Origin of the sequence: Leptospira stimsonii (genome assembly GCF_003545885.1) — a bacterium.
GTDB classification, from domain to species: Bacteria; Spirochaetota; Leptospiria; order Leptospirales; family Leptospiraceae; genus Leptospira; species Leptospira stimsonii.
Genome location: NZ_QHCT01000002.1, coordinates 186348 through 200539, shown reverse-complemented (window position 1 = coordinate 200539; position 14192 = coordinate 186348). Strand labels below are relative to the sequence as shown.

At 43.3% G+C, this 14192-nt stretch carries 13 protein-coding genes; 8 read left to right on the top strand and 5 right to left on the bottom strand.

The features are described from left to right. Window positions 1–45: 45 nt before the first annotated feature. The 4 genes from DLM75_RS09010 to DLM75_RS08995 form a co-directional block, all read right to left on the bottom strand. Entirely contained in the window at window positions 46–486 is a 441-nt protein-coding gene (locus DLM75_RS09010; protein WP_147456620.1) for a hypothetical protein, read from the bottom strand. 92 nt (window positions 487–578) lie between these two features. Continuing rightward, entirely contained in the window at window positions 579–1109 is a 531-nt protein-coding gene (locus tag DLM75_RS09005; protein ID WP_118968194.1) for a hypothetical protein, read from the bottom strand. Between the two features lie 39 nt (window positions 1110–1148). Next, window positions 1149–1679, bottom strand: a complete 531-nt coding sequence (locus DLM75_RS09000; protein WP_118968193.1) for a hypothetical protein — start codon at window positions 1677–1679, stop codon at window positions 1149–1151. A 39-nt stretch (window positions 1680–1718) separates the two neighbouring features. Beyond that, window positions 1719–2762, bottom strand: coding sequence for a hypothetical protein (locus DLM75_RS08995; protein WP_118968569.1), 1044 nt, complete (start codon window positions 2760–2762; stop codon window positions 1719–1721). A gap of 146 nt (window positions 2763–2908) precedes the next feature. Between DLM75_RS08995 and rpmB the strand changes: the two genes are divergently transcribed. From rpmB to DLM75_RS08955, 8 genes are all read left to right on the top strand, one after another. Then, complete coding sequence (gene rpmB, locus DLM75_RS08990; RefSeq protein ID WP_118968192.1) at window positions 2909–3193, top strand: 50S ribosomal protein L28; 285 nt, start codon at window positions 2909–2911, stop codon at window positions 3191–3193. Next, a complete protein-coding gene (locus DLM75_RS08985; protein WP_118968191.1) occupies window positions 3141–3839 on the top strand; it encodes an endonuclease III domain-containing protein in 699 nt (232 codons plus the stop codon). The genes rpmB and DLM75_RS08985 overlap by 53 nt, the downstream gene beginning before the upstream one ends. A 5-nt stretch (window positions 3840–3844) precedes the next feature. Then, window positions 3845–4267: an acyl-CoA thioesterase gene (locus DLM75_RS08980; RefSeq protein WP_118968190.1), complete on the top strand. Its 423-nt coding sequence runs from the start codon at window positions 3845–3847 to the stop codon at window positions 4265–4267. Window positions 4268–4275: 8 nt separating this feature from the next. After that, window positions 4276–4716: a peptide chain release factor family protein gene (locus tag DLM75_RS08975; protein ID WP_118968189.1), complete on the top strand. Its 441-nt coding sequence runs from the start codon at window positions 4276–4278 to the stop codon at window positions 4714–4716. 27 nt (window positions 4717–4743) lie between these two features. Beyond that, window positions 4744–6573: an excinuclease ABC subunit UvrC gene (gene uvrC, locus DLM75_RS08970; protein WP_118968188.1), complete on the top strand. Its 1830-nt coding sequence runs from the start codon at window positions 4744–4746 to the stop codon at window positions 6571–6573. Between the two features lie 61 nt (window positions 6574–6634). Continuing rightward, the gene (locus tag DLM75_RS08965) at window positions 6635–9646 is read left to right on the top strand and encodes an LIC11755 family lipoprotein (RefSeq protein ID WP_118968187.1); all 3012 of its coding nucleotides are present in this window, start codon (window positions 6635–6637) and stop codon (window positions 9644–9646) included. After that, window positions 9643–11055, top strand: a complete 1413-nt coding sequence (locus tag DLM75_RS08960) for an LA_2168 family protein (RefSeq protein ID WP_118968186.1) — start codon at window positions 9643–9645, stop codon at window positions 11053–11055. Before DLM75_RS08965 ends, DLM75_RS08960 begins: the two co-directional genes overlap by 4 nt. Then, window positions 11052–12830, top strand: coding sequence for a phospholipase D-like domain-containing protein (locus tag DLM75_RS08955; protein ID WP_118968185.1), 1779 nt, complete (start codon window positions 11052–11054; stop codon window positions 12828–12830). The genes DLM75_RS08960 and DLM75_RS08955 overlap by 4 nt, the downstream gene beginning before the upstream one ends. Here DLM75_RS08955 and DLM75_RS08950 read toward each other — a convergent pair. Further along, window positions 12818–14146, bottom strand: coding sequence for an O-antigen ligase family protein (locus tag DLM75_RS08950; RefSeq protein WP_118968184.1), 1329 nt, complete (start codon window positions 14144–14146; stop codon window positions 12818–12820). The two genes, DLM75_RS08955 and DLM75_RS08950, sit on opposite strands and share 13 nt — an antisense overlap. Window positions 14147–14192: the final 46 nt, after the last annotated feature.

The window sequence follows — 14192 nt, the reverse complement described above, 5'->3', positions numbered from 1 at the left end:
TGATTCGTCAGTTGTGAAATCATCCTCTCAAAAAAGGAGTTTTAATTACGGCAAAATTTCAAGCTGAATCGACTGGCAAGGTTGCAAGGGAAAAGAAGGCGTCTTCGTTGTAATAGAAAGTAGTATCTCTTGGTTTCCGAAATTTGGAATCGCACAAGTTTGGGTCCCACCTGCAAAATAAGCCGAGTAGGAACCTACGTTGCAGAAGACAGAAGAATTCGTTGCATAAAGATTCGGTCGCTTACAATTGTAAACGAGAAGCTCAGCCCCACAGTTCGGATAATCGGAAGAGAGTGTAAGTTTGTATTTGAGTCCGTTGGAATCCGTCTGAAATTTAAATTTACGAATTGTTCCATCGCCCGTTTGAACCGAATTCACAAGAATATTCATTGGAAGCGTATCGCAGTCCGAATCGTAATACGGTGTAGTTTGTTTCGGTGCCGTAAGGAGGAACCAATAAAAAAGATTCTGAAATGGATCGTTCACAGGATTTATTTCCGATTCTATTCGAGAACAAAGTGGAAACGAGAGAAATAGGATGAAATGCGCAAACAATGGAACCCGGCAACGAAGATTTTTCAAGGCAAGACCTCGAAAGAAATCGCATTGCACTGAAACGGCTTATCGATCGAGTTAGGACTAAATGATATAATTACGAGTTGATTGGAAAACGAGGAAATGGTGCAAGTTTGGGTTCCTCCGGATATCGGATTCTGAAACTGGCCCTGGTCACAAACAACGTTATAGTTCGTAGCGAACAGATTTGAAAACGAATCCCTACAATTGTAGATGCTGAGTCCGATTCCACAATTCGGATAATCCGAGGAAACCGTAAGTGAATATTTGAATCCGTTCGGACCTGTGATAAACCGATAGTTCTCGAGCTTTCCACTTGCATTCAATGGAACGTTGAGTGCGATCGGCTGGGAATACTCCGAATTTTTACAAGGATTTCGATAAACACTTTGACCCCAAGGTGCGAGTGTGATCGTAACAAAGAGTAAAAGGTCTCTCCTTTCTTCCGGGGTTCGTTTGTATTCCGTTTGTTCTTCGCAAAGTAAAAACGAAGTCGCAAACATTAGGATCGAAAAAAAACGGGCAAATCGCATTCTACACTTACTTTGAAAGGAAGGGAACAATTTACAACTTTATTCTATTGTAAGGCTTTTCTTGGAAACTTCTTTTTGTATGAGATCAAAATTCGTTTCCGGATATCGAAGAAGGATAAGCGGTGATTTGCCGTTCCAGGTGAGATCATACCGATTTCCGGTTGCGGATTCTCGAATATTCGATTTATATAAATGAAGAGGAATGCAGTCCCAGTCGTCGTTCGGTTCCGTCGTCGAGGGAAGAATTTGATCGGTATAGTAAAGGCAAAGAAGTCGGTTTTTGATCACCTTCCAATAACCGTGCATCACTGTTGTTTGACCCGGATACCAAAGAAACGTCCGGCCATCTAACGAAAAGAAGACGATTTGATTCCCGTGCGAAATGTCAAAGAGTCGAATCGTTCGATCGCCTACGATGGAATCGACTTCCGAATCGGAAAGGAACGGGAATAGTTCCACGTTTTCCCTGGCCCAGCGAGATTCGTCCGCATTCTGTCTTTGAACCAAACAGGAAATGGAAATGATTACACTGATCCAAACGAATAAGAGTCTGTTCTTATTTTTATTCATACTTCTCAGGAGAATATTCGTTCTTTTGAATATACGAAATCAAAAATTACGAAAGACCCGATTTAGGAGTTGAATCGGATGATACGTAAAGATCGCTCTTTGGTAGAATCGCGCGCGAAGGTGTGAACCCGTCAAAGAAAATTGTTTTCCGCCAGTTTGAATAAAATCCGAAACGAACGGCTCGAACTCTTCCATTTGAATTCGAAAACGGATTTCTTTCTGAAAGATTTTGAAGGTCTGTTCTTTGGAGGAACTTTTCCATTGAAACGGATCGGGAAGCAACGTACGTTCCTTCAACCATAGGGGCAAATTTTTCCGTTCCAATTTGGAGGGAAGGAAGGTGCCGAGATAATACGATTCCGGTTGTTCTAAGTCCACATTTTTATCGGAAGTTTCCCGAAGATAACCCAAGGCGTAGACGTCGCAAAAACCGAGTTCGGGAGAATAGGATTCTTCATAGAATTCTTGTTTCGAAAAAGATTCGGCTCTTGCCGCAACGAACCGAAGTTTGATTTTTTTTCTACTTCCGAAAGGAATCCAAGACACGGGAAGTTTCTCTTTCCATTCTTCCCAAGGGAAGAGTTCTTCCCATTGGATCAGAGAATGCAAATAAAGACGATATGGTTTTGGGGATGCGGTACTGAGTAGATCCGGGTTCGTGGCGCCTAACGTGGAATCGGTTTCTTCCGTTGTGAAACGTTTATTCCAAGGTTTTCCGTTTAAAAAATGAAGTCCGTTTCGCAACCATTTCCAGAATAAGAATTTGGTTTGGTTGGAAAAGCCGCTCCGTAACGTTTCGCTCACTTCGATTTTTTGTTTTCCGCCGGCAAAGGACGCGCTCTTTACTTCCAAGTTCGTTTGAAATTGAGGAGGAATTCCGTTCTCTTGGAAGAGATGAGTTTGATATAAAAGATTTTGTAAATCCTTCCCGTTTACAATTTGTTCCCTTTTGTATTCTTCAGTCAGGATCGGTTGAAGTCTGTGCTCGGCGAGGATACCCTTACTCTGAAAAAACGGGAGGATCGTTACATTCCAGATTCGATCGATCCAGAGTTGAAATTTTGTAAAAGCGAGGCGGAACATGAGTTCGAAGGTTGCTTTGGAAAGCTTTTTAAAAGCTCCAAGATTCTCCACTCAAAAAGAAAAAAGTCATCCAAAATCCTCCTTAAACGCCAGAAAATCGGCGGAAAGGTTGACAGAGAAAGGCTCCAATCGATTATGTCCTTACTATGGCCAGAAGATGTGAAGTAACCGGGAAGGGCACTGCCTCCGGAAACAATGTTTCCCATTCCCACATTAAGACAAGAAGAACCTGGAAGGTGAATCTTATCAAAAAAAGAATCTTTTTGGAAGACGAGAACCGTTGGGTTACAGTGCGTCTTTCCACCAGAGCGCTTCGCACTCTGAGAAAAAAAGGAATTAAGGCCGCCATCAAAGATAACGGCGGATCCTTGGGCGTTCTTGCTCCGAAAAAATACGCGGGAATCCAGAAGTCAGCTCCGAAAACAGTCTGACTCTTCGTTCCTCAAGTGGTTTTCCCGAGTCTTTTCTCTTTTAAGAAAGGAATTCGGGGAAGTCGCAACACCTCTCCATTTTCAAAAAGACTACGAACTGGCAATTGCCGTCATTCTCAGCGCTCAGTGCACGGATGAACGCGTAAACCAAGTCACACCGGCTCTTTTCAAAGCATTTCCCACATTAGAATCCTTTGCCAACGGGGATATTCTCGACATCGAAAAACTGATCTTCTCCACGGGCTTTTATCACAATAAGGCCAAGTCGATTCAGGGTTTTGCCCGTACATTGTTAAACGACTTCCAGGGAAAGATTCCGAACACGATCGCAGAGTTGATCTCACTTCCGGGTTTTGGAAGAAAGACCGCAAACGTGGTCTTATCCGAGGTGCACGGACTTGTGGAAGGAATCGTAGTCGATACACACGTCAATCGAATCGCAAAGGTTTTGGGACTTACGACAAAGAGCGATCCCGTACAGGTCGAAAAAGATCTTATGAATCTTCTTCCCAAAAAATATTGGAAAGATATATCCTTGTATTTGATCTTCCTCGGAAGAAAGAGTTGTAAGGCGCATCGCAGATTTTGCGAAGAATGTATTCTGAAAAAGGAATGTCCCTCGTCTACGTTTGTCAACGGAGCTTAAAATATATGGAAGTATTTATCGATCAAAAGTTAGAAGGAATGGAACTCGCGACGCAACATATCGTGATGTCCCGGGATCTCAACCAACACGGATTTCTTTTTGGCGGACAGATGCTCGCTTGGATCGACGAAGGTTGTGCGATGTTCGTCATGGAGAAGATCCGTTATTCGAATATCGTCACCGTGAGTATGGCGGACGTCGTTTTCAAAAGTCCCGGACTTCTGGGGGATATCATTCAAATTTTCTCCAAGATCGATAAGGTTGGAAACAGTTCGATCACGATCCGAAATACTTCGATCGGTAAAAGCCAGAGTCGGAAAGAATTGAAAGAGATCATCGACTGTAAGATCACCTACGTCTGCTTAGATGAAAACGGAAGACCGTTTCCTTATTTCCGAGATCATTTTGAACTTCAGGATTTAAAGTAATCATTTTTATGGCTCCCCGATTTCCCGTTTCCGTAGAAAAAGAACACAAACTCTCCGAACTCATGGAGACTCTTCAGATCAAAGAATCGGATCTGGAAGAAAGTTTTACAAGAAGCGGTGGAAAGGGTGGTCAGAACGTAAACAAGGTTTCCACGGCCGTTCATCTCAAACACAAGCCGAGTGGAATCGAAATCAAATGTTCTCTTTATAGAACCCAAGGACTCAATCGTTATAAGGCCCGAGCCATTCTTTGCGAGAAAATTTTAGAACAAAGACAAAAGTCGAGTTCTACGATTTCCGACGTTCAAAAAAAAGCGATACGAAACAAACAAAAGGATGCAAAACGAAAGAAAGAGAAGTATTCCAGAAAAGGACAAAATTCTTCTTCCATTCTTCCGATTGTCGAAGGAACTTTTGAAGAAGAAGTCCCCGAAGAAACCCAAGACTAAATTCTAAAAGTCTAATGAATACGCAACATGGCTGAAATTCTAAACCACACTCTGATTTTGGAAAAGATCAAAAACTTGGGAGCTTCTCCGGGTTGTTATCTTTGGAAGTCCAGAAGAGGCGAGGTTTTGTATGTAGGAAAGGCTAAAAATTTAGACAAAAGGGTTCGCAATTATCTCAAAGAATTCCATCCGGACGTAAAGACACGCGCGCTCCAGAGAGAGATTTTTGATCTGGATTGGATCGCTACTCGAACGGAAAAAGAAGCGCTGATACTTGAAGCGACTCTGATCAAAAAACACAATCCTCGTTTTAACGTTCGTCTCAAGGACGATAAAAAATATCCTTATATTTGTGTTTCTCTTTCCGAACCGTTCCCGATGGTTTACGTGACTCGTAAACTCAGAGACAACGGGGATCGGTATTTCGGTCCGTATTCGGACGTTCGTTCCACAAGAGAAACGTTAGACATCATTCTTAGAATTTTTCCGATCCGTAAAACGAGACAGGTTCTTCCTCTTCCCAAACCCAGAAGACCTTGTTTGAACTTTGATATGGGACGTTGTCTCGGTCCTTGTCGCGGAACGGTTCCCGTGGAAGAATACAAGATCGTCGTGGACCAAGTGATTCAATTCTTAGAAGGAAAAAAAGATTCTCTCGTGGGAGATTTGAGCACGAAGATGAATTCTTCTTCCGAACGCCTCGAATTTGAAAAGGCGGCTCGGTATCGGGATATGTTGCAGAGAATTCAGAACTTCCGAGAAAAACAAACCGTCGTCAGCACGGAGGGTGGCGACGAGGACGTGATCGGTTTCGCGAGAAAGGAAGACGAAGGTCAAGTGATTCTTTTGGAAGTTCGAGGCGGAAGACTCGAAACCAAAAAATCCTTTCCGATCAAAGGAGTTTTGGACGCGGAGGATTCCGAGATCATCGGTGCCTTCTTTCGGGATTATTATCTGAACGCGGCGCTCGTTCCTCCGGTGATTTTTATTCCGACCGATATCCAAGAAGAAGTTGCAACGGTCGTGGACGTCCTACAGGAGAAAACGGGATTTCGACCGAAACTCAAGTCTCCACGTACGGGAGACAAACGTTCCCTTTTGAAAATCGCGGAGAAAAACGCGGAACTCAGCCTTACGGAACGACTTCTCGCGACTCATTACCGAGATCAAACCGCTTCTTTAAAAGAAATCCAAGAGATGTTTTCCCTCGAACGACCTCCGCATATCATAGAATGTTATGATATCAGTCATTTTCAAGGTTCGCAACCCGTGGCGAGCGGTGTCATGTTCGTCGAGGGAAAGCCGTTCAAACAAGGATATCGAAAATACAATATGCGTGGTTACGACGGAATCAACGATCCAGGAATGATGCATGAAGTGATTTCAAGACGTCTGCAAAGAATCGTGAACGAAGAGGGAGTTTTTCCGGATTTGATCGTGATCGACGGAGGACCGACTCAGTTGACCAAAGCCTGCGAAGCGGCGGTAGAAGCGGGGGCCGAAGGAATTCCGATGGTCGGTCTTGCAAAAAAAAGAGAAGAGATTTATTTCCCCGGAGACAACGAACCCTTTATCTTCGATATGAATTCTCCGGGAATGAAGTTGCTCCGACACCTTCGGGACGAAGCGCATCGTTTTGGAGTGACCCATCATAGAACTCGAAGAAATAAGGAAACGATGCGCGCACTGATACAGGATGTTCCGGACATCGGACTCAAAAGAAGTAAATTGCTCCTACAACATTTTTCCGGTGAAAAGAAAATCGAAGAAGCCACAAAAGAAGAATTACTCAATGTTCCGGGAATCGGCGAAAATCTCGCCGAAAAAATTTTAAAACAACTTCATAAAAAAGAATAAAAAAAATCTAAAATTCCCTCCGCTCCAACGTTTCCCGGAACCGTTTCCAACGGAGGGAAATATGAAATTCAAATTCATCTTCACGACTTTATTGTCTCTGATTCATTTTGCATCCTGTCCTGGAAAGGGGAGTTCGAGCTTTCTTTTGCCGATCACTCGACCGGGGGAATTTAGACTCGTCTACGAACCGGGTATTTTGGCGGAATCGGAAATCCCGGAATCGGTTCGGAAGGAATGGCAGAATCCGACCGTGAAACTTCGATCCAACGACGCAAGCGCTTGTCTTTTCGCGGGAGCGGAATTGGCATTCGGTCTTTCGGTTTGTTTTCCGGATCCAAAAGGAGAAATCGATTTAGAAATTCAGAATATTCTTACATTCTGGAATGAGAATCCGGAAGGTCGTACGGAATCGGAAGAATGGTCTTTTTCCGAACTCGGGACGGGCAAGCTGAAAGTGGAGCTGATTCGCGATCTTCTTTCCGACTGCGACGAGGATTGGCTGATCCTTTCCGGGGATCCGAGTCTGGATAAAACGTTAAAGAAGGTATCGTTTCCAAACACGAATCTCGTCTCCGTTTTCTCGGAAGATTCTTCGATTCGTCCACACTCTCCGAATGCGTTCGTAGGGTTTAGCATCTTTGCGAGTTCTCAGAGGATGAAAATCGTCTTTCATCCAAAAAACAGAATTCGGGCACTCAATAGTCTGGTTCTTGAGATTCCGGGTAACGTATCTATCCTTTCCGATTTTATTTCGGAGATACGAAGAAAAAATTCAGAAGTCGTTTCGCGTTGTAAGGATGGAATTCCGGAGTTATCCGAAGTCTTCGGCGGCGTGGGTTCTTCAACGGGAAGATTTTTGGAATTTCGAAATTCTACTTTGGAAACGATTTGTTTTCAGGATTTGAATCTGGAACTCAACGCGAAACCGTATTCGATACAAAAAGGAAAGGAATTCTTACTTCCCGGAGAAACGATACTCCGGATCGAATCCGGAAGTCTTCTTCCTGGAAACGAGATTTCGGGTTTTCCCTGGGTTGAACTTAAGAAAAAAGGAGAATGGTTTTTAAAAACACGCACCAAACAAGTTTCTGTTTTCAATCGCGAAAGTGACTTTCAAGTAGGAGAGCGATTTTATTCCTCTTTCGGGAATCAGTATTCCCTTTGCAAAAAGGAAGGATTGTTCGAGATATCCGATCGACTTTGTATGAGTCCCGGATTCGACGTGAAAGGGAACGATTTGGAGGATTCCTCCTTTTGTAGAATCGAAGAGTTTCAATTGGAAGAAGTGAACTTTACGGGACTTTTTCTAAAGGATAAAATAGATCAAAATCACAAGTTTATCGATTTAGAATATTCAGGAAAAGGAAACTGTAATCCGAACGCTCTTTCCGTGTTTTTAGGTGAAACGGAATACCCAATTTGGTTGGATTCCGGTCTTCTGAAACCGAATGAAATTTTGACTCTGGGAACGCGGGACTGGATGGGAAAACCGATCCGGCTTTCTCTTGCGGATCTTTCCGATTCCAAATTCGGAGGAAACATTTTATTGAAAGATCGGTTTGTTCCTCGGGAAATTCTTCTTTCGCGGGAGACAAAGGAGATTCCTATCCTTAAAAAAGAAAACGGTCAGCTTCTTTCCCTCTTGTTTCGGAATGGACGTTGGATTCCGCATCCGATAGAAAGTTCGGAAACTCTCATCTCATCGATTCGTGACTTGCACGCGATGAATCCGGGTTCTAAATCGAATTGGGATTCTTCGGTTGAGAATCGGAAAGGGGAACTTTCCGAAATCTCTTGGATGGGTTCGTATGATGGTTCCACTCCAATCAGTGGGGATCGATTTGTGGAACTCGATTCTATCCTACCGACTTCCGGAATTCTGGAGATTCATTCGGGAACAAAGGAGTATCGATTTCTCATCCCATTGGAAGCGGGGAAGACCGTTTTTTCTTCCTCTCGACTTGTTTGTTTTCCAAATATGAAACCTTGGATTTTACCGGAGCTTTCTCTCGGTTCCTCCGGAGAAATGCGAATTCTGTCTTTGGACGGAAACTCGGTATTAGACACTTTTGTTTGGACTTCGCAGGGACCGGGTCTGAATTCTACATCTCAAAAGGCCCGAAGATCCGCGTCCAAGTTTCGAACCCTCGGAGGTTCCGTGGTTTGGAAAAACAGTGCGTTTTCCGATTCCGAGGAACGAAAGGAGAACTGCTCTCAGACCGAGGCGAGCCCGAGTCTTGCGAACCGAACTCTTCCGTTTCTTTGGAAAGAGTCGTCCTCTTCGGATGATTTTTTCAATCCGCTTTTGAGTTGGAATCTGCCCAATTCTGCGGGCATCAGGACGAGTGAAATCCAGGTTCTCACGTTCCAGCCAAACTTCTCTCAGAGTCGATTTACGACTGAATTTTATAATCTTTGGATAGAATTGAGATATAGTATATTCGAATCCTGGAATATTCCAAAAGGTTCCTTGGTCTATTTGATTCCGTCGGGCGGGGACGGACTGATTCAAATTCCGGGCGACCCTTCGATTCTGATTTCCGCAATTTATCCGAGTCCGGTTCTTTCCACAAACGAATGGGTTTTGATCTGCAATCGTGGAAAGGATTCCGTCGATGTACGAAGTCTTGAAATTCGGGACAGCTCCGCTTCGGATCGCCTTGTGGAATACTCGTTTCGTTTTGGTACTTCCCATCCGATCGGTTGGGAAACAGGGAATCCCGATCCAAACGGTTGGATTTTTAACGATCGATTTTTGAATCCGGGAGAATGCGGTTATATTCTTTCTCCCAATTTTAAAAACGAATCCGTTCCGTTTCTCGGCGAATCGTATCGAAAGATTTTTACCATCGAAAAAACGACGACCATCGGAAACGGAATCGGGAAAAACGAAGGTTTGGATCTATTTCAATATGTTCAACAAGCACCGGTTCATCTCCATAGTTACGGGAATCAGTATTCTCCGTTTCCGTTCGCATTGGATACGGAGCTCGGGGATCTTATCTTGCTTCGAACCAATCGTTCCGGGGATTCTCTTTCGGATTATGAAATCAAAAAGAAGGATCTTCCATGAGACGAATCTTTTTATATTCTTTTTTTATTATAGGTTTTCCGATCCTCGCGGACGGGAAACCTTCCGGTTGGAAAAAGATTTCCTGGTTCGGTTGGGGACTCGGATCCGGACAAGAAGTCCAAACTTCCTCGGAACGGCCGAACGAAAAATTCTATAAGGAATTGAGAATCAACGAATCCATGTTTCACGGAAGTCTGGATCAAAATTATTCTTCGAAGCTTTTTCTTTTGAGAATCCAAGCGGACGGATTTCTCTCTTCCGATTCGAAATTTCACTTTTACGCAGGAAGGGATTTTTTCCTGGAATGGAAGAATTCTAAACTTTCCCTCGCCTTAGGAAGAATTTCCGAGGACGGAAAACAATCTTCCTTTCGAGATTGGGCCGATGGCACGGACGGAATCGTTGTGAGAGCCGATTTTAGACAAAAGGGAAAACTTCGTGTGGATCTCTTTGACTATTACTCCGGATACAAACTTTTTGAAAAGGTCGGCTTTCGAGATACGATTCTTTTAACAAAACGATCCCAGTCTTTTGGCAATCAGGATTTGCCGGCGACTCTCGTGGTACCGGATGAATTTAGAAATCGCTATCGAGGGGGTTTGAGTTACCGCTACGAAATTTCCTTTTTAGAATTCGGATTTCGTTTTCAGTACTTGAACTTTGAGAACTGGGGAAGATACGGAAACGACCTTTCCACGAACTACCAATCTTCGGGAGATCGGGATTATCTTACACATTCTACCTTGGATATACATTGGAAATGGAAAGGTTTTTCTTCGTCCTTAACAGGGATTCTAGCAAGGGGTCAGGATAAAACGGGTTGGAACCGAATTCGAAATGCGGCGACCCTTCCGATCACGGGGGAAGCGATTCTTCTTTCTTTTGGTTTTGACAATGTACTCTGGAAAGCGGAGTTATTCGGATTTCTTCCCGATCGAGATCGAAGAAAGGAAAACGGGGAAATTTTAGAATTGGGTTTTGTTGGAATTGGATCCAATCCATCTCCAGTGTTCTCGACCAATCAGAGTTTGGATTTTTATCCGTCTGCTTGGGTCACCGACCGCGGTTTAGAAAAACAATTCACGCTACAAAGCGGAAAAAGGCAATCCGCTTGGTCCGGGATCAATATCGAATATAAGGAATCTCGAATTCGTTTTCGACTTTATCTCGCTTCCTATTTTTATCTTCGAGAAGATTCCGGTACGTCCGGAAACTTAACTTGTTCGCGGGATTCTTTTCAAAACGGATATTTTCGAGAAGCCCTTTTGCAATCGACTCTTTATATCCCCACGGAGGACGAGAACGTGCCTCTTTCTTTTTTTAAATGGAGCGTAGGTGGTTGGAAGAGCGATCCAGAGACCGCTCAAAGAGAAGTCTTTTTTCAAATTCAATCCGGAGTGATCTTATGAAAAAGATTCTACGTTTCCTATGGACGGTTCTTTTTCTCGGTCATTGTTCGCATGAGGAAGAAAGAAATTTGTTTTGGATTGAGCAGGCTCTTACCCGAAACATAGATGCTTATTTTTCGTTTCCTGGTCGTTACACTCCGGATTCGAAACGGCGGAACGTTCGAGATCAAATTCTTGCTCTGATCGAAGAGTCGAAACATTCCATTGATCTTTGGATCTATTCGTTCGATGATAGCGAGATTTTAGACGCCTTACAACGCGCTCGAAAACGAGGAGTGAAAATACAAATTGTCGCCGATCCGGAAAAAGAATATGCGAGCGAATTGGTAGGTCTCGGTCTTTTTCGAAGATGGGAACGTTCCGGGCTACAACATTCAAAAATCCTAATCGTGGATCGTAAGAAGGTTTTTCTCGGATCCGGTAATTTCACTTGGTACGGTTTGGAAAACGATCTCAACGGTTACGTTCGGTTCGATCTTTTTGAATCGGAGGTGGAAAATTTTTATTCTTTTTTGGAAGAAGATCCGGGAATCAACGCTCTTGAAATTCCTCCATTCCTTTTTTACATCGCTCCGGAAAAGGGACGATTGATCCAGAATCTTTTGTTAAGAGAAATCGATCGAGCAAACACTTCGATTCATTATTTGATCTTCGACCATTTTGATTCGGTCTTGAGTTCTCGATTGGCGCTCGCGGATCGAAACGGTGTGATCGTACAGGGTGTTTACGACGCGCCCGTAGATGAAGAAGGAAACTATCTCGCCGATGTTTGGGTTTCTCCCGGTTCGAGGATTCTCGGAGATGGAAATGATGAAACTATTTCCGTGGATTCCTTTGGAAAAGGAGGTTTGCTCCATCATAAAACCATGATATTGGATGATTCTACGCTTTTGAGCGGTTCGTATAATTTTTCGGTGAGCGCAAGGGATAACAATCGGGAAATCCTATTTAGAACAAAAGATTCCTATTTGCTTCAAGAATACAAAAAGGAATGGCTTCGTGTGTTCCAATCCGGAATTTCCATCCCGGTTTCGTTTCCGAAAAAGGAGGAAGTTGTGTATGGGATTCACTTTGGTATTTCGGAAGATTTACTTCCCAACGGAATCGAACAAACTCTTTGTAGAGAACGTCTTGAAACGGAAGAATCTTTTTATCTCGATTCCGGTCTTTCGTTTTTTCGGTTTATTTTAGAATATGATTTCGATCCGGGAGAACGTTGTAAAGTTGTGAGCGATTTTTCCTCCGTTAGTAGCGGTTATACCGGAAGGAGGACAAACCATCCCGTAAAAACCAAAGATTTCCGGTTACAAGCGAGGCTTTGGAACAAGAAGGGAAATCTTCTCCAAGATCGCAAAATCATTCGCAACGATCAGCCTGATTTTTCCGTAAAGCCGGTATTTCTTTTTCTCCCGGATTTCTTTTCTACAAATTCCGGAACTCTCATGTTACCGCACTCACTTTCCGAGATCGGAATTCCGCTTCGGGTTCTTTTGTATCAAAAAGGTTCCGGTCCGAATCCGATTATATGGAATCGAAACGGAGATTTTTTCAACATTCCTTCTTTGCCGAGCGAAGGGATGATCTTTTTGGAATTTGAATCCGAAATCCAATCGTTTTGTTTTCATGAAAGAACAAAACGAGGGACGGAATATATGGAATTGATAAACGAAATGATTTCCTTTCGGAAGAGTGAATTGACGATTCAAAAACGTAGAGAAGAAGAGGTTGCGGTAGAAAAAAGAAGGCAGTTTGATTCTTATTGTTATACGTATTGAACTTCGGATGGCGCCGATTCTTTTTCCCGATTTGTACGAAGAAAGAATCCGCTCAAAATCCAAAATAGAATCACAACCTCGTCGTCTTGGAAGTAACACTGAAAGAGACCGGAAAGAAAAAATCCGGAGAGGCCAAAAAAATACAGGGATTGCTCGTATGACAACGTGTTCGATAAAAGCCTATAATACAAACTGGTTCCAAACGCGATAAAGAGAAAGATCGCCGGAAATCCGAAAACCGCAAAGAGGTGGAAGGTGTCGTTGTGCGCGTGACCTCTCTGTGTGGTTTCGTAAAAGTAATAGAGTTCTCTGTATTTTTCGGAGTGTGCAATTCTGGATTTTTCAATCTCTCGATTGTAATTTCCGGGTCCAACTCCGATCACAGGATTTTTTTCAATCAATGGAAAAGTAGAATCCCAAATAAACGTTCTTCCCGCATCCGTATGTTTCTCTTTTCCGAAAATCGGATCCGTGATTTTTTGTCCTGCTTCCGTGAAGGAAAGTCCGATTCCAAGTAGAACCAGAAGAAACACCGCGCCGGCCGAAGCGAATAGAATTTTCGCTGTAGGCAATTCTTTTCGGATCGGACCTAACACGAGAAAGGCGGAAAAAGAGGAAAAGAGAGCCCCGATGATCGAAGAACGTGCGTTGTTGAGAAAAACGACATAGAGAAACAAAACGAGGATTATTCCTTGGAGCAGGGCTTCTTTCCAATTCCTTTTTAAGAGAGGTTTTAAAAAAAGAAACAATGGAAGAGGAAAGAAGAATTGAAGTAAGCCTCCGAACGTTAGATGCGTATTCATCAGACCGATCGGAAGGTAGAGCGGGATTTTTCCGATCTGGCCCATTGGATGTGTGAATTTCCAATTGGGAGATTCTCTGTAAAGATCGCTGATCAACCGAGAAAGACGCACGGAAGAAAAGCTCGAGACAAGTCCCGTGATCAAAAGGACCCAGAATAGAATGAGTAACGCGCGAAAGACCGCAGGAAATTCTTCTTTTTTAAGATTCCAGGCTACGATCAATCCGGAAAAGAGAAAGATATCTTTGAGTTCCGCGTTGAATGCGGTCTTCGCATAACGGGAAAAATTTTCTTCGTTGGTAGCGTGAATCCAAAAGTCGATCAGATACCAAGCAAAGAATGCAACTGCAATCGCGATTGCTGGTTCTTTCCAAAAGCCTTTCGTTTTTGAGGTGAATACCGAAAATAAGAAGGCCAGGACGAGAAATCCCTGACTGAGAGAGACGGAAACTCCGATTGTTACAATGCTTGCGCAGAATAAAAAAAGAGTGATTTTTCTAAGACGTTCGGGCATCTTCTCTAATCGATTGAACCCAGGTTTTCTGTAAGCTGGGAATTGT